Genomic DNA, 16,922 nt, shown 5'->3' on the forward strand with positions numbered 1-16,922 from the left:
ATGCTGAAAATTTCTAACAATGTTGAGCTCGCCGACTGGGAAATTGACCTGTCGGCCATTCGTGCCATGGGCAGCGGAGGGCAAAACGTCAACAAGGTGTCCAGCGCGATACATCTACGGTTTGATATCAAACGTTCTACCCTGCCGGATGTCTACAAGCAAAAGCTACTCACACTGTCTGATTCCAGAATCACCAAAGACGGCGTCATCATCATCAAAGCTCAGACCTACCGGACTCAGGAACAAAACCGGGAAGATGCTCTGAATCGCCTTCGGGAGTTGATTCTCTCAGCCATGGTGGTCGTAAAAAAACGTCGGGCAACCAAGCCGACCAAAGGCTCTCAACGCCGACGGGTAGAGTCTAAAAAGAGAAAAGGTGCCACTAAATCACTGCGTAGAAAGGTAGATTTTTAGGTAAATACACTTATATATGCTTTACGTTTCTCACACTTTCGCTAGGGCGTGTATATGGTCCCCAGAAAATAATTTCGCTCCTGGCTGTGGCTTATAAAATAAATAACCCTGAGCGGTATCACAGCCTAGTGATGACAAATAGTTAAGCTGCTCAGTCGTTTCTACTCCTTCAGCAATAACAGATAAGCCTAAATTGTGTCCTAATTCAATGATAGATTTCACTATTGTCTGTTCGTGCTTATCAACCGTAATTTCTTCAATGAAACACTTATCAATTTTTAAAGTATCGACTCTTAGTTTACTTAAGTAAGAAAGAGAAGAGTAACCCGTTCCAAAATCATCTATAGAGATATTAAATCCAACGGATTTTAGTCTGGAAAAGAGAACCATAATTTTATCAGGGTCACTGACTAACATGGACTCTGTTACTTCCAGTTCTATCTTATAGGGAGATATATTTTCGCTGTTTAATATTGAAAGTAGCTGTTCATAGAAACGTGGATGTTCAATTTGTTGAACAGAGAGATTGATTGCTACCCGTCCGTTAAATGACTTTTGTTCGTTTTCCCAGCGGTTGAGTTGTTTGCATACCGCCATTACGACCCAATTTCCGAGTAAAGTCATCATTTTGTATTTTTCTGCTACAGGAATAAATTCTACCGGACTTATCATACCCAGTTCAGCATCATCCCAGCGAAGCAACGCTTCCATCCCATCGATTTGTCCTGTGCTTATGTCTACCTTGGGCTGATAAGCCAGCGATAACCGGTCATTCTCTATTGCTAAATGCAGTTTTCTGCTGAGTTCTAATTCTCTGGTATATTTAAAACCAATATCGGAAGAATAAGGACTGTAATTGTGACCCAATGTTTTGGCGTTATACATTGCCAAATCAGCTCTGGAAAGTATCTCGGTGAGAGTCCGCCCGTCTTCGGGCCATATAGCCGAACCTAAACTGGCGTCTAAATAATGTTCTTGCTTGTTTACCATTACCGGTTCATGAAATGACGCTACAATGTTTTTAGCCAGTTGAGATGTACTTTCTTCTGTCGCATTTCTGTGCGTAATTATAAATTCGTCACCACCTACTCTTGCGATAAAATCATCAGAAGAAATAGTCTTGCCTAAGCGCTTAGAGATTATTCTCAGTACTTTATCACCTGCCAGATGTCCATAGGTATCGTTAATATTCTTAAAACGATTTAAGTCAATAAATATAATTGAAAAGTGATTCTTTTTGACCGGCGGTAAAGCGGTCTGTCTGCCAACTTCTTCCACAAAATAAGCACGATTATATAAACCGGTCAGACTGTCAAAGATGGTTAATTGTTGAACTTCTTTTTCTGCTTTTTTTTGCGCTGTAATATCTTTCTTTTCACCAAGGTAACAAACTATCTCACCTTTAACATTCGTGATAGGGGATATCACAGCTTCTTGAATATATTCAACGCCATCGCAGCGAATATTAACAAACTCTCCTTTCCACTGCTTTTTAGCTTGTAATGTGCAGTGCATATCGTGGTATGTTTCTTCAGGCGTCTTATTGGAACTTAAAATCTTAGGTGTTTTACCCAATACTTCGTGATAAGTATAACCACTCATCTCTTCAAACTTTGGGTTTACATAAACAATATTCATATTGTCATCGGTAATAACAACCGAATTTGAACTGTGTTTGACAATAGAAAAATACAGCAGATATTTCTCTTCGACAGCCATATCCGAGATATTACAATCACGAATAAACGATGATTGCAGGAAAGGAACTAACTCCCTGTCACCACGCACAACCTCCTGAAGCCTCGGTTTAAACGGTGGCTTGGTATCATTGGAGTACTTCATGAGAAGTCCTGCCAGAGGTTCTTAAACATAAGATATCCTTATCCATAATTTAAAAACGTATTCCAAATAGATTATCCGGTTATGCTCAGAGTCACCATGATTTGTAAGTACAAGAGCAAACTCACCGCAAAAATACATTTAATCTATATGTAATAACATTAGCCAATTCGTGACCTCATTCCCAGTTTTACCTTGCAAGCCTTGATAACCATGCTATCAATATGGTTAATCTATCATTATCCGTCTATTTATCTCAAATGGGTTTTTATAACCATTAAGCACAAAAAAGCTTAGGTTTATTACTCTACGTCTTACCTGGCCTCTGTGATAGCAATCGCGTCATTGCATTATTCGATACAAAAAATCATCAAGTTATGATTGGGACAGATACATTCACTTATCACTCTGTCTCTGTCCTATGGTTCATGAATTATCTGACGAAATTGACAGACCCCGATCGATGGCATATTAGTTAATAGTAATGTTCACTAATCTTCGTTAGTAGGAAGGTGCCGGATGGAATTAAAAAAAGACCCAAGATGCTATACCGATGTCTGCGTAGACGGAAAGTGGTTTCACCATGATCACTGTACTGACAGTGCTTATATGCTTAAAGGTGGGGCTGCTCCTGACGTCTCACTACACAAGGTGCCAGAAACCGAAGAAGAACTTATTGAGCTGTTGCACGACGCCAACTATAAGTAGCCAGAAATACAATACCATTGCCGCAGCCTTTTTCTGCAAAAGGCTGCCAGTTCTTTGCTTAGCCGTTCAGTACCGCTTCACTAAATTCACTGCTTTGGTTAGCGGCTTCCCATCGCTAGTCACAATAGCCAAATCATCTTGCAGATTACTTTTTGCGGGCTGCATATTGCTCCCGAGCCTGAAGGATATCGTCTATATTCAGTTCAATCCAGTTAGCCAGCTCTTTCACCCGGTTAGCCACTTCAATACCACTGTCCGTCAGCTGATATTCGACATGGGGAGGAATAACAGGATGAGAGATACGCAGCACAAACCCGTCCGCTTCTAATGCCTGTAGCGTCTGAGACAGCATTTTCTCACTCACTCCGGTAATTCTTTTTCTCAGTTCACTGAACCTGTGTGTACCATCCAATAATGAGAACAGTACCAATACCCCCCAGCGACTGGTCACATCATGCAACACGCCCCTTGAAGGACAGGCCTTTGCCAGCACATCACCCCGCTGAAATTTTTCAGTCAGCGACTCTTCTTTTAACTGTCTGATTTCTTTTGCCATTTCCATAATATCCCTGCCCATCAGATTAATTTTCGGCTGCAGATTTACGCTTACCAAAAAGTGCGTACTTACAATTAGTAAGTATAAATGGCAAGCTATACAAAATCGAGTGATACCAGCTTCAGCTATAGAATTATTTAAACATCTCTATAGAAAACATGGCTGAGGCAGGTACGAACCAATAACAAAGGAGAAAGAACATGATTGCAGTTACCGGAGCAACAGGCCAATTAGGTCAACTGGTCTTAAAACATCTGACAAATACCACAGACGCAGGAACTGTCGTTGCGCTTGCACGCAACCCGGATAAAGCACAGCTACTGAAAGAGCTTGGTATTGAGGTGCGTGAAGCCGACTATTCAAAGCCAGAGACACTGACCAGTGCGCTAACAGGGGTTAAAAAGCTGCTGCTTATCTCATCCAGTGAAGTCGGCCAGCGCTTTGCTCAACACAAGAATGTCATTGATGCGGCTAAATCAGCCGGTGTCGAGCTGATCGCCTATACCAGCCTGCTTCACGCTGACACCTCCCCGTTGCAACTGGCTGAAGAACATATTCAGACAGAAGACTATCTGAAAGAGACAAATGTTCCACATACTATTCTGCGTAACGGCTGGTATACAGAAAACTACCTGGCCAGTATTGCTCCGGCTCTGGCAAATGGCGCATTCATCGGCAGTGCTCAGGAAGGAAAAATCAGCTCAGCGGCCCGGGAAGACTACGCAGAAGCCGCCGCGGTTGTGCTAACCAGCGATGAAGATCAAAGTGGTAAGGTATATGAGTTATCCGGAGATGAGAGCTATACGCTTGCTGAACTGTGCCAGATTATCAGCGAGGAAACCGGGAAAACCGTTCCGTACGTTGATATGCCGGAAGCCGAGTTTGCCAAAGCACTTGAAGGGGCCGGACTACCTACGCCGCTGGCAGCCATGCTTGCCGATTCCGATGTCGGTGCGTCAAAAGGCGGCCTGTTTGACGACAGCCACACCATCAGTAAACTTACCGGTCATCCAACCAAAGAGCTGCGCGAGTTGGTGAAAGCCTTTATCTAATCCGCTGTTTTTTTCGGCATGGTATCTGTTGGACACCATGCCGTTTATCCTATCCGGCAATTAACCGATAAATCCACCGGTCTGGCGTGCCCAGAGCTGGGCATAAATACCACCCGATTCAAGCAGCTCTTCATGCGTACCCTCTTCAGCAATACACCCGCCATCCATCACAATCAGACGATCCATTGAGTTGATGGTCGACAACCGGTGGGCAATCGCAATCACTGTTTTATCCTGCATCAGTGTCTGCAGGTTTTCCTGGATAGCAGATTCTGCATCCGAATCCAGAGCCGATGTGGCCTCATCCAGAATCAGAACAGGAGCGTCTTTCAGCAGTACCCTTGCGATTGCAATACGCTGCCGTTGGCCACCAGACAGCTTCACTCCACGCTCACCAACCTGAACATCCAGCCCGGTTTTGCCCTGTCCGTCAATGGCGATGGTTCCTGAGTTAATATCATAGAAACGCAGTAACAGATTGACTAACGTTGACTTGCCAGCACCAGAACGGCCAACGATACCGACCTTCTCCCCCGGTTTAATATGCAGGTTAAGACCATCAAATACCGCCTTGGTATTATCGTAACGGAAGTTAACAGCAGTGAAGCGGATTTCACCTGATGTCACCTGCAAATCCTTCGCCTGCGGAACATCTTTTACCTCTGCCTCATGGGCAATGGTATTCATACTGTCAATCACGATACCGATATTCTCAAACAGAGCGCGGATCTCCCACATAATCCATTTGGACATACCCTGAAGACGCAGTGAAATAGTAATACCAATGGCAATAACTCCCACACTCACCAGTTCATCCCGCCAGAGAAAGATAGCCAGTGCTGCCGTCGAAAGCAGCAGCAGATAATTCAGAATATCCAGACTAAATAGCAGACCGGTAATCGTACGCATCTGCCGGTAGGTGACGTGCAGAAAATACTTCATTCCGGTTTCAGCGAACTCGGTTTCCCGCTGAGAATGGGAAAACAGCTTCACCGTCATAATATTGGTATAGCTGTCAACAATGCGCCCGGTCATATTCGACTGGGCATCCGCCAGCTCGGTGGCATTCTTTTTCAGTACAGGCACAAAATAGAACTGGATAACGATGTAGATAATCAGCCATATAAGAACCGGCAGTACCAGAGTCTGATCCGCCTCTGCCAGCATAAACAGCACTGAGACAAAATACACGGCAATGTAGATCATGATATCCATCATCTTCATGACGGTTTCCCGAATCGCATTGGCGTTCTGCATCACTTTGGTGGCGACTCTTCCCGAAAAATCACGCTGAAAGAAACCGACACTCTGTTTAAGCAGATGGCGATGCGCCTGCCAGCGAACGGACATCGGATAATTACCCAGGATAGACTGGTGCATGATCATGGAATGAAAGAACGCCAACACCGGCATCACCACCATCACCAGCAAAGCCATGGACGTGATTCGAGCCCCCTGATGCAGCCAGAAATTCTCCCGGCTCTGGCTGCTGAGAATATCCACCAGCTCCCCCATATAACGCACCAGAGTGACCTCGGCTACCGCAACACAGGCACTCAACACGGACAGCAGAAGTAATGGCTTTTCAAAGCCTCTGGTGTAGTAACGGCAAAAGGCAAACAGACTATTGGGCGGCGTTTCCGGTTCATGTTTAGGAAACGCCTGAGTAAGATTTTCAAACCATCGGAACATGGATAACTAACCTAATTTAGCAGCAAGGAAAGGGAAATAAACGGAATATTTATTGACCTGAACGACTTTTCATTATTCAAATTATCAGTAAAATGAGGGCAAAACACTAACGATAACGCCAATTATTATCAATACCATTTACAGCCTAATATTAAAAGTAAGATGCTATGTTCACACTGAATAATGTACAAGTGGTACGCGGGGGAAGAGCGATTCTGTCCGTTGATCATTTGTCGATACCAACCAATGAGCTCACCGTGGTTCTGGGACACAATGGTTCCGGAAAATCCACACTGGTTAATCTGTTATCCGGGCAAAACCGACCGGATACCGGTGAGGTACTATTTCGTTCCCAGCCGCTGCACAGACTGAATGCAAAAGCGCGGGCCCGCGCCATTGCTTTCCTGCCACAGAAACTGCCAGCCAGTTTAGGGCTAACCGTCAGAGAGCTGGTCAGGCTGGGGCGTTTCCCCTGGCGCGGCACTCTGGGGCGCTGGCGGAATAAAGATGAAAAGATGATTCAGCAGGCCATGGAGAAAACTGATGTGGCGAATTATGCCAATACCTTTGCCGATGAACTCTCCGGCGGCGAACGGCAACGCGCCTGGGTAGCGATGTTGCTGGCGCAGCAGTCTCCCGTTCTGATACTGGACGAACCCACATCCGCACTGGACATCCATTACCAGTACCAACTGATGGATCTACTTTCAGAGTTGCATAAAAACCACGGAAAAGGCGTGCTCGTGATTCTGCACGATCTGAATCTCGCTCTGCGTTATGCCACCCGAATACTGGCTCTCAAACAGGGAAAAGTGATGTTTAACGGTTCCGCTGATGATCTGGCAGATGAACGTCTGCTGACGAAACTGTATCACACCCCTATCCGGCTGATTGATCATCCTCAGCCAGCCACACCATCCTCAGAAACTCATAAGGTCGCCATCGTATGCCGTTAATCTGCAACATAACTAACAAGCCTCTTATCCTGTTCTTGAGTGTATTTTCCTTTATTACGATCACACTGGGCACAGCCCATGCCACACCGGTACAGGTCACCGATAGCCGGGGTAAGCATACACTAACAGCCAAACCGGTTCGTCCCGTGGTTCTGAGCTGGGATACACTTGAACAAGTCATTGAACTGGGGATCACGCCCGTTGGCGCACCGGATCTGGAAAGTTATTCCGAGTGGGTTGTTCAGCCCGCGATTCCTCGGACGACAAAAAGTGTAGGTACCCGCAGTGAACCGAACCTGGAGAAAATCGCCTCACTGAATCCGGATATTATTATCACCTCCCAGATACACAGAGAGATACTGCCACGCTTAGAACAAATCGCTCCGGTACTGATCTATTCGAATTTCTCCGCCGGTCATCAACATGCCAATGTTGCTATCGAACAATTCAGTGAATTAGCCAAAGTCTTTGGTAAAGAAGAATACGCGCAGCAAAAACTGACCCGAATGAGCAACACATTCCAGGCTCTAAGGAAGAAAATCACCTCTGCTTTCCCAACGCAGACGCCTGAAGTCGTCGCAATGCGCTTTGCCGATACAACCTCCGCCTTTCTCTATACAGAAAATTCAACGGTGCAGTATGTTCTGGAACAACTGGGCCTGAAAACAGCGATACCACAGCCGACAGCCAAGTGGGGGATTATCCAGAAGCCCCTTTCTGAACTGCAGTATGTCACCGACGGTTATGTGCTTTATCTGCTTCCGTTTGCGGAAGAAAAGACACTGCAAAAGTCCATTCTGTGGCGGGCTATGCCGTTCGTTCGCTCAGGACATGTGAACTCAGTTCGCTCGGTCTGGAGTTATGGCGGCGCAATGTCGCTGATGTATACCGCAGAGGCCATCACTGAAAGTCTGCTGAAACTTGGACCTCAGTCATGACTATCCGGCATTTCTTATTTCCTGCCATGTTGCTTCTGTCAGCCGCCTTTATAAGCCTGCAGATCAATCAGTCGCTGAGCTGGCAGCACCAACTGACGCTGGCTTTTACCCCTTTTCAGGCAGAATCTTTTGCAGATTTTAATTTTGTCTATGCCCAACTGCCGAGGGTAGTTATCACCTTGTTGGTCGGTGCCACTCTGGGACTGGTCGGTAGCCTGATGCAACAGTTAACCCAGAATCATCTGACTTCTCCATTTACCCTGGGTACATCGTCAGGTGCCTGGCTGGCTCTGGTGATACTGAGTGTATTTCTGCCTGATTCCATACCAGATTTCAGTGCCATGGCGGCTATGGGCGGAGCACTGACAGCCTTTGCCTTTATCCTGCTGATCACCGGACTGAAAAATATTACCGGCCTGCCACTGGTGATCTCCGGTATGGTGGTTAATATCCTGTTTGGCTCGCTGGCAACCGCTATTATTCTGCTGAATCAACAGTATGCACAAAATGTCTTTATGTGGGGAGCCGGTGATCTGGCTCAGAACGGCTGGGACTGGGTGCTCTGGCTACTGCCACGCCTTTCGCTTGCCCTGCCTTTGCTGATCGTGGCACCGAGAATACTCTTGCTGTTACGCCTTGGACAAGAAGGCGCAGCAGCACGTGGTCTTCCCGTGGTGCCCGTCTTCCTGCTGCTGATGATTAGCGGGATCTGGCTGGTCTCAGCCGCAATCACTGCCGTCGGTCTGATTGGTTTTATCGGTCTGCTGACACCAAACATTTCCCGGGCTCTGGGTGCCAGAACCGCAAAAGAGGAGTTATATACCAGTCTGTTGCTTGGGGCACTGCTGCTTATCCTGACCGATATACTCTCTATGGCGATGAGCGAGTGGACAGGCCAGCTCATTCCCAGTGGCGTCACCGCAGCCGCTATCGGAGCCCCGGCTTTAATCTGGTTCAACCGGAAAAAAATGAAAGCGCAGGACAACATGGCTGTACGTTTACCAGACAGCCGCACTGTCATGAATACCACTACCGTACTTCTGTTCTGTGGTCTGTTTATTACGGCAGTAATACTTTATCTTCTGGCCCAGCCAAATGAACTTCAGTGGCAATTTGCTTTTCCCAATACCTACCAATGGGAACTGCGCTGGCCAAGAGCCATTACAGCGATGAGTGCCGGTGCTGGCCTTGCCGTTGCAGGCACCATACTGCAAAGATTGTTATACAACCCTCTGGCGAGTCCGGATATTCTTGGGGTTTCGTCCGGGGCAACATTTGCACTGGTTTTTTCGATTCTGTTCTTCGGGCAATCTCTGCTTGCGACGCCTTGGTTAACGGCCATGATCGGCAGCCTGGTCGTACTCTGCCTGCTTTTACTGCTGGGTAAACGACATCAATACGCGCCATCCAGTATGATCCTGACAGGACACCATGGAGACACCATTCTCCAGCACCAACTACACCTCCGAGCTGATCAGCAACCAGCAGGCACACAGTGTCGCTGATGTGCTGCAAAATGATCCGACAGTGCGCACAACCAGAGGGTTCGGAAACCTTCAGGAAATCTATATGATCCGCGGTCTTCCCGTATTCTCTGATGATATGCTGGTCAATGGTGTATACGGCATTCTTCCCCGTCAATATGTTGCTGCCGAGATGTTAGAACGGGTAGAAGTTTTCCGGGGATCCAATACGTTCCTGAATGGTGCCGCTCAGGCAGAGAGTGCTATTGGTGGTTCAATTAACGTAGTACCGAAACGAGCGGGTGAAAAGCCTCTGACCCGGGTTACGATGGGGTCGGAAACAGGTGGACAAGCTTATGCCGCATTAGATATCGGCCGCCGTTTTGGTAGTAATCAGGAAAATGGTATTCGGGTTAACCTGATCGGCCGTAATGGTGAAACCTCTGTAGAAGATCAGGAGCGTGAGCTTGGTGTTATCTCTGTAGGTTTCGATCATGACAGCGAACGTTTCCGTTTCTCCGCAGATATCGGGTATCAGGATCATCATGTCGATTCCCCAAGAGAAAGTGTGACCCCAAGTGGCACATCCATTCCATCTGCACCAGATGCCTCAACAAACTACGCCCAAGACTGGACTTACACCGATGACAGGCAATTGTTTGGTGCTGTTCGTGGAGAATATGATTTAACTGATGACACAACCAGTTGGCTGGCCGTTGGAGCCCGTAAGGGTACAGAGCATAACGTATTTGCTAACCTCTCAGTTGATGAAAATGGCAACGGCTCTTCATACATGCCCTATGAAAATATTCGGGAAGACGAAATTTTGTCCAGTGATGCAGGTATCCGTCATGAATTTACGACAGGCTCCATCGGGCATACTGCTGTCGTTTCCGGCTCTTATTACACGATGTCGGCAAAACAGGCATACGCATATGGCTACTATTTCTCCCCGGCAACCAGCCTGTATAACCCTACGAATCTTGCATCAGATATGACAACCACCACAGGTGACATGGGCGATCCAAAAGACCAATTGAAGTACGAGTTATCCGGTATTTCTCTGGCAGATACAATGGCGCTGTTCAATGAACAATTGCTGGTTACACTGGGCGCACGTTACCAGACTATTGAGCAGGAAAGCTCAACCAACTATGACGGGGTAATGGATGTCCAATATGATGATTCTGCGGTGACGCCTTTCGCGGGTATTGTGTATAAAGCCACAGACAACGTCTCACTATATACCAACTACGCAGAAGCACTCACACCGGGAGAAACCGTAAGTTCATCTCCGACGTGGAACGCTATTCGTTCTTCATACGTTACCTACGCCAATGCCGGAGAAGTCCTAAACCCTTATGTATCGAAACAGATCGAGCTTGGGATTAAATATGACAATAGCTTTTATGGGGGGAGCATCAATCTGTTCAGAACAACCAAAGCAGGGGCTCTTATTGACGGAAATGACAACCTGACTCAGGATGGCGAGCAAATCAATCAGGGTGCAGAGCTGACTATGTATGGTATGCCGGTTGAAAGCGTAAAAGTTCTGGGCGGTATCACTCTGACCGATACGGAGCTGAATAAAACAACAGACGGTGCTTATGACGGCAATGCTGTAATCGGTGTTCCGGAAGTTCAGGCAAATCTAAACCTTGAATGGGATACACCGTTTGTTGAAGGCTTAACATTGGAAGGCCGCACTATTTATACTGGTTCTCAGTATGCCAATGAGTCAAATACTCTGAAAGTTTCGTCCTGGACTCGTTTTGACCTGGGCGCTCGTTATCTGGTTAATCTGGATCAGCATGATCTGACTCTGCGGGCACGAGTAGAAAATGTAGCGGATAAAGATTACTGGGCTGCTGCCGGGGGCTATCCGGGTTCCGGATATCTGGTACAGGGCAACCCAAGAACTGTCGTTGTGTCTGCAAGTTATGATTTCTGACAACAAGTTATAACTTCTGACAAATAAATAGTAACTCTTAATCTTTGCTCTCCCCACTTTATGAGGGAGAGCAAAACCGTACTAAGTGCGATATAACACTTTCACCACATGAAAACCGAAGCGTGTTTTTACGATAAATGGCTTCAGTACTTCGTTCTTAAATACAGCCTTGTCAAACTGAGGCACCATGGCTCCCTGATTGAATTCGCCCAAGTCACCGCCCTTTTTACCAGAAGGGCATGTGGAGTATTTTTTGGCAAGCGTCTGAAATTTTGCCCCTTTTTTAAGTTGCTGCAAAATATCTTTTGCCTGAGCCTCATGTTTTACTAGAATATGCAGTGCGGCTGCGGTCCGGGCCATAGTGGTTACCTCTCTTTTGTTGACGCGCGGATTCTAGCGTAATCTGTATGTAATCGACAATCATTAACCTGTCTTGGACTATATACCCAAACAAACTTAACATGAGCGGTGTTTATTCCGCCTTATCAGGTATAATCTCTTAACACCACAGGGAAACAGGATACGATATGAAAAGCAAAGCAAACCAGTCTCAGGGAATGCTGTTATTTAAATTGTCTCTTCAACAGCAGAGCTTTGCTATCGGCACATTAAAAGTCCGGGAAATTATTCCGTATATGCCGACAACCCAAATTCCGTATTCTCACCATAATGTGATTGGCGCTATCACTTTTAGAGGCCTGACGGTTCCTGTGATTGATATGGCTGCCGCGATTGGGTTCCGTTCTATTGCCCCTGAAGAATATAACAACTGCTACCTGATTGTTACCGACTGCCTCCGTACCGTTGTGGCGTTTATGGTGCGTTCTATCGAGAAAATCATCGACTGTGACTGGCGAGCCATTGAACCGGCTCCAGAGACCGCCGGGCATAATATTTTTGTCACAGGAATAACCCGGCATGAAGATAACATCGTTCAGTTGATGGACGTTGAGTTATTGCTGTCCAAAATTTACCCGCAAGAAGCATCCGCCCGTTTTCCTATACTCACCGATGTTGAACGTGAAAAGCTTAAACCTCTTAATATTCTCCTGGTGGACGATTCAACCATTGCCCGTAAGCAGCTCTCTGACGCTCTGGACAGCATTAATATTCCTTACTTCGTCTGTAAGAATGGTGCGGAAGCTATTGATCTGATGAGAGAAAGAGCGGCAGAAGGTAATCCTATTGATATTCTGGTGAGTGATATCGAAATGCCGGGGCTGGATGGCTATGAGCTGGCATTTGAAGTCCAAAATGATCCGTTACTCAGCCACGCTTACCGTATCCTGCATACTTCTCTTTCCAGTGAAATGAGCGCAGACAGAGCCCATCAGGTTGGTGCCCATGAGGCTTTGACTAAATTTGATGCTACGGAGCTCGTTCAGGCAATGCTGCGCGGAGCCGAACAACTCAGCGCAGAAGCAATGAAAAGCTGATACATTACGTTATAACGACACTACTTAAGCTATTAACTGCTCCATCAAAAATGCTATTATCGCTGCCCGGCTTATCTCTGCACAATAAAAGACAGAGAACGCCATCACTGGACATAGCAGCAACATAGTAAATAGTATGAACTTACCATTCGAATTATTCTCATCTTCCCTGCTGACATTCGGGGTGATCTTCCTTGCCGAAATGGGAGATAAAAGTCAGCTGGTCTGTATGACACTCGCTTCCCGACACAGGGCCAGGCCGGTGGCTATAGGGGCTGTGGCCGCATTCAGCCTGTTAAACCTGCTTGCGGTGACCGTAGGCACCAGTTTAACCCACTTCATACCACAGCAATGGCTCACTCTTATTGCAGCCGGACTGTTTGCCGTTTTCGGAATACAGGCACTGCTGTGTCAGGAAGATGAAGAGGAAGGTATAAATGAGGGGAGTCAGAAAACCGGCCGGAATATTTTCCTGACCACCCTAATGATGATTTTCCTTGCGGAGCTGGGTGATAAAACTCAACTGGCCGTCATTACCATGGGAACCACCTATTCTCCTCTCAGTGTCTGGCTTTCAGCGACACTGGCATTATCGGCAACCTCTCTGATCGGTGTCTATGCCGGCCGGAAGTTCCTTTCCCGGATTAATATCCAGTCACTACACAGAATCAATGGCATGTTTTTTATTACACTGGCCGCTCTCTTACTTATCGACCAGCTCTGACCTGTTTACAAAAATGATACACCGGATACCCGTCCGGTGTATTCAGGCATTCTGCAGTTCTGAATGGGTCTGTCGCGATAGTTCATGGCGGAGAATTTTTACATCCCCTTAAACAAAGGCTGGGCATTGCGGCTTACGGGTAATTCATAGCCACTAATCACCACTTTCATCTGACCGGTTATTCCTTTTTTGACTTTCTCAATCGCCGATACATTCACCACGCTGGAACGGTGGACTTGCCAGAACAAGTCGGGATCCAGCCTTTGCATCAACTCTTTTAAGGATGTCCGGATAATAAACTCTTCTCCGCATCCGGTTTCCGTTTGTTTGAGTACCGAAACGTATTTGTCTTCCGCTCTGAAAAACAGCACTTCAGCAACCGGAATCAAATAAATCTCTTCGCCTTTAGCGGCCTTTATCCAGGCCAGGTAATCCGGTTTCGCGTTCTGCTGAAGATGTTGTAACTGGCTGACGAGTGCGGATAAATTGTCGGTATTGTCACCTTGATGTCTCTCATCCAGCCTCTTCTGGAGCTTTTCACAGGTCTCCCATAACCGTTTGTCATTGAGAGGTTTAAGAAGATAGTCCACCGCATTTTGCTCAAATGCTCTTACCGCATACTCATCATAGGCCGTAATAAACACCACCAGCGGTGGCTGAGACATATTTTTCAGTCTGGCTGCCAGCGCCATACCATCCAGCTCTGGCATCCGGATATCCAGAAACGCAATATCCGGATGATGTTGCTCTATCAGCTCCAGAGCCTGAAGGCCATTTTCAGCACGACCAATAATCTCCAGCTCAGCCCATGAATCTGCCAACATTCTATTCAGATGATGTCTTAGTAAAGGCTCATCATCAGCAATCACTGCACTTGTCATCGGTTTCACTCCCTTATTCCCGCCAATGCTTCTAACCCCTGGTAGCTGATCTGTACTGAGGCCGTCACCCCTCCGGAAAGATTTTCCTTTATCGTCAACTGCCCCTGATCACTGAACAATGCTTTTAGCCGGTTACGGATATTTGCCAGTGCGACACCATGCCCGGATCTATCATTGTCGAAGGTGAAGCCTCTGCCGTTATCAATCACTTTAATCCAGATCCAGTCATCATCTGCATAGATGTTTACCCGAACAACTCCCCCTTCACATTTCGGTTCAATACCGTGGGTTATCGCATTCTCAACCAATGGTTGTAACAGTAGTGGTGGTATCATGGTTTTCTTGAGCGGCTCTTCACACTCTACCTGATAGTCCAGCCGGGCACCGAGCCGAATTTTCTGGATATCCAGATACGCTGACAGCATGGTGATTTCCTGCTCCAGAGAGGTTAACTGCTTTCTGTTGGTAGTTAATGTTGTACGTAATAAATCGGTCAGGCGACTTAGCATTAGCTTGGCTTTTTCACTGTCATGATCGATGAGTACCGTCACATTAGCCAGTGTATTAAACAAAAAATGAGGCTCTATCTGGCTCTGTAACTGCTTTAACTGACTGAGCACCAGCTCTTTTTCCTTCTCCGATTGCTTGCGACGCGTAATTTCCAGCTCTTTCTGAATAATCAGGTTTTTTTCGTAAGAATAAAAATAGAAAAAACAGAATGAAGAGAAAATTAACCCCAACACTATTACCGGCAGCATGCCCGAAAAGGACTGAAGCCCTTCGTATTCTGACAACCAGTAATACGCGTTCAGCGTCCCGAATAGCATGGCTCCGGACAGGGAAAAAATATTAATAACACGGCTCGAAAGTTGTGGGAAAAAACAGGACAGCCCCTGTTCACAGATTAATGAACTGTATCCGAACCCAAAACTGATCAACAGATGTTCATGGTAAGGACTAACCGGCCATAAACTCCTAGTGAACATAGCAATGACTGCACACACAACCGTCGTGATCAGGAAACTTCTTGCTCTGGGAAGTACACTTTGAATACGATTATTTATCAAACTATTGCTCATCAAAATTTACCTTTTATATTCAATAGGAGCATAAAATCATCAGGAAGACGGGCATAAACGGAGGAATCGTCACCGCCGAAATAACGGCCTGCCACTTCCATTTCAGCCTTTGATCGTCCGGTATCCAGCATTAGATAGGTCAGCCATTGCGTCGCAATAATGCCGTGATCAACCGGGGAATACAGTAAATCCAACGTCGGGGTCAGGTTATTTAACCAACGGGAATCCAGACTCCAGTGCAACATTAAGTTATGCTGCATCAGATTGGCATGAGTCAACCCCTGAGCATAGGAATAACGCAGCGCATTCAAACCGGGATCCGATGAAAAACTCGTTACTCTCTGATGTGCCTCATTCCATTCATCTTCTCCCCAGGAACGGCTGTCATACCAGTACTCAAGGATCACGCTGTGTCCTGCTTCATTTGCCCATGTCGTACCAAGTAAGCCCTGAAAGGCCTGTTTCTGCTCGTTCAGCACAACCGGTTCATAATCCTCTTGAATGGCGTACCCCATAAAACGGGCCTGATAAACCGCGGATGCATGCACCTCCCAGGCATCATTGAGGACAGAAACTACACTGCCCCCAACCAAGCTATGACGAAGGTCATCATAGTAAAGTAACCATTGATATTCGTGATCACCAACCAGCTTATAACGACGAATCCCTATTCCCTGCTGTTCCGTTTTTTCTTCCAGAAGACTGCCACTTTCGTTAGTCCAGGAAGAGTTGGTATACAGAAGCGTCCACTCACCCTGGCTGTCAAAGTAAGACAGGGAGGCAACACCCGCTCCTTCTTCAACCTGAATGCCGACAGGATGACGCCGATAAGGTTTAAATATATCCAGAGGACGATACCCATAACCAACGCCCCAGTCGAGCCGGACTTTCCCCACCGTCATATCCAGACTGGTATCGGCAATACTGCCCGAACCCTGCCAGAACAGCTCCCGGACAATAAACCGGGAACTGGGGTCTTCTTTCTCATCACTGCTGTACAAGTTATTCCCTTTCAGAGAAAACAACCCCCGCCAATGACCGTAACCGGCTTCCACATCCAGCAGTCCATTTATCCGGTCAGTGCCAGTGTCATTTTTCACCTCGGTGTACAGGGTATCTCTGTGGCTAACCGCCTCAGCACTCACTATCCAGTCCCAGCTCAAAGAAAGCTCCTCTCCCTGAGCGCCAAATGCACCCAGCACCAGAAGCATTGATAATACAGATATTTTCATA

At 46.7% G+C, this 16,922-nt stretch carries 15 protein-coding genes and 1 pseudogene; 9 read left to right on the forward strand and 7 right to left on the reverse strand.

Annotated features, from left to right (window positions below):
- Window positions 1-414, forward strand: coding sequence for an alternative ribosome rescue aminoacyl-tRNA hydrolase ArfB (arfB, locus tag DI392_RS15600; RefSeq protein ID WP_109320614.1), 414 nt, complete (start codon window positions 1-3; stop codon window positions 412-414).
- 30 nt (window positions 415-444) lie between these two features.
- Here arfB and DI392_RS15605 read toward each other — a convergent pair whose 3' ends face one another.
- The gene (locus DI392_RS15605) at window positions 445-2,256 is read right to left on the reverse strand and encodes a sensor domain-containing protein (protein WP_109320615.1); all 1,812 of its coding nucleotides are present in this window, start codon (window positions 2,254-2,256) and stop codon (window positions 445-447) included.
- 516 nt (window positions 2,257-2,772) lie between these two features.
- Between DI392_RS15605 and DI392_RS15610 the strand changes: the two genes are divergently transcribed.
- Window positions 2,773-2,961, forward strand: coding sequence for a hypothetical protein (locus DI392_RS15610; protein ID WP_109320616.1), 189 nt, complete (start codon window positions 2,773-2,775; stop codon window positions 2,959-2,961).
- A gap of 145 nt (window positions 2,962-3,106) precedes the next feature.
- Here the strand turns inward: DI392_RS15610 and DI392_RS15615 are convergent, their stop codons facing one another.
- Complete coding sequence (locus tag DI392_RS15615; protein ID WP_181388442.1) at window positions 3,107-3,517, reverse strand: winged helix-turn-helix transcriptional regulator; 411 nt, start codon at window positions 3,515-3,517, stop codon at window positions 3,107-3,109.
- Window positions 3,518-3,717: 200 nt separating this feature from the next.
- Between DI392_RS15615 and DI392_RS15620 the strand changes: the two genes are divergently transcribed.
- Window positions 3,718-4,569, forward strand: coding sequence for an SDR family oxidoreductase (locus tag DI392_RS15620; protein WP_109320617.1), 852 nt, complete (start codon window positions 3,718-3,720; stop codon window positions 4,567-4,569).
- A gap of 60 nt (window positions 4,570-4,629) precedes the next feature.
- Here DI392_RS15620 and DI392_RS15625 read toward each other — a convergent pair whose 3' ends face one another.
- Entirely contained in the window at window positions 4,630-6,261 is a 1,632-nt protein-coding gene (locus DI392_RS15625) for an ABC transporter ATP-binding protein (protein WP_109320618.1), read from the reverse strand.
- A 167-nt stretch (window positions 6,262-6,428) separates the two neighbouring features.
- Here DI392_RS15625 and DI392_RS15630 point away from each other — a divergent pair, with 167 nt between their 5' ends.
- From DI392_RS15630 to DI392_RS15645, 4 genes and pseudogenes are all read left to right on the forward strand, one after another.
- On the forward strand, window positions 6,429-7,217 hold the full coding sequence (locus DI392_RS15630; protein WP_109320619.1) for an ABC transporter ATP-binding protein: 789 nt from the start codon (window positions 6,429-6,431) through the stop codon (window positions 7,215-7,217).
- Complete coding sequence (locus DI392_RS15635) at window positions 7,208-8,155, forward strand: ABC transporter substrate-binding protein (protein ID WP_109320620.1); 948 nt, start codon at window positions 7,208-7,210, stop codon at window positions 8,153-8,155. Before DI392_RS15630 ends, DI392_RS15635 begins: the two co-directional genes overlap by 10 nt.
- Window positions 8,152-9,582: pseudogene (locus DI392_RS15640) on the forward strand (iron ABC transporter permease); the annotation flags it as partial. The gene DI392_RS15635 and the pseudogene DI392_RS15640, both read left to right, overlap by 4 nt.
- Window positions 9,583-9,586: 4 nt before the next feature.
- Window positions 9,587-11,569, forward strand: coding sequence for a TonB-dependent receptor (locus tag DI392_RS15645; protein ID WP_109320622.1), 1,983 nt, complete (start codon window positions 9,587-9,589; stop codon window positions 11,567-11,569).
- Between the two features lie 81 nt (window positions 11,570-11,650).
- Here the strand turns inward: DI392_RS15645 and ppiC are convergent, their stop codons facing one another.
- Window positions 11,651-11,929, reverse strand: coding sequence for a peptidylprolyl isomerase PpiC (gene ppiC, locus DI392_RS15650; protein ID WP_109320623.1), 279 nt, complete (start codon window positions 11,927-11,929; stop codon window positions 11,651-11,653).
- Between the two features lie 167 nt (window positions 11,930-12,096).
- Here ppiC and DI392_RS15655 point away from each other — a divergent pair, with 167 nt between their 5' ends.
- Complete coding sequence (locus tag DI392_RS15655; protein WP_109320624.1) at window positions 12,097-13,005, forward strand: chemotaxis protein CheW; 909 nt, start codon at window positions 12,097-12,099, stop codon at window positions 13,003-13,005.
- Window positions 13,006-13,141: 136 nt separating this feature from the next.
- Window positions 13,142-13,729: a TMEM165/GDT1 family protein gene (locus DI392_RS15660; RefSeq protein ID WP_109320625.1), complete on the forward strand. Its 588-nt coding sequence runs from the start codon at window positions 13,142-13,144 to the stop codon at window positions 13,727-13,729.
- A 98-nt stretch (window positions 13,730-13,827) separates the two neighbouring features.
- Here the strand turns inward: DI392_RS15660 and DI392_RS15665 are convergent, their stop codons facing one another.
- The 3 genes from DI392_RS15665 to DI392_RS15675 are packed head-to-tail and all read right to left on the reverse strand — an operon-like array spanning window position 13,828 to window position 16,921.
- Window positions 13,828-14,610: a LytR/AlgR family response regulator transcription factor gene (locus DI392_RS15665; RefSeq protein ID WP_181388443.1), complete on the reverse strand. Its 783-nt coding sequence runs from the start codon at window positions 14,608-14,610 to the stop codon at window positions 13,828-13,830.
- A gap of 5 nt (window positions 14,611-14,615) precedes the next feature.
- A complete protein-coding gene (locus DI392_RS15670; RefSeq protein WP_109320627.1) occupies window positions 14,616-15,689 on the reverse strand; it encodes a sensor histidine kinase in 1,074 nt (357 codons plus the stop codon).
- Window positions 15,689-16,921 (reverse strand): hypothetical protein, encoded by a 1,233-nt coding sequence (locus DI392_RS15675; RefSeq protein WP_109320628.1) that lies wholly within the window; start codon window positions 16,919-16,921, stop codon window positions 15,689-15,691. The genes DI392_RS15670 and DI392_RS15675 overlap by 1 nt, the downstream gene beginning before the upstream one ends.
- Between the last annotated feature and the right edge of the window lies 1 nt (window position 16,922).

The sequence above is a fragment of the Vibrio albus genome (genome assembly GCF_003144035.1).
Taxonomy (GTDB): Bacteria; Pseudomonadota; Gammaproteobacteria; order Enterobacterales; family Vibrionaceae; genus Vibrio; species Vibrio albus.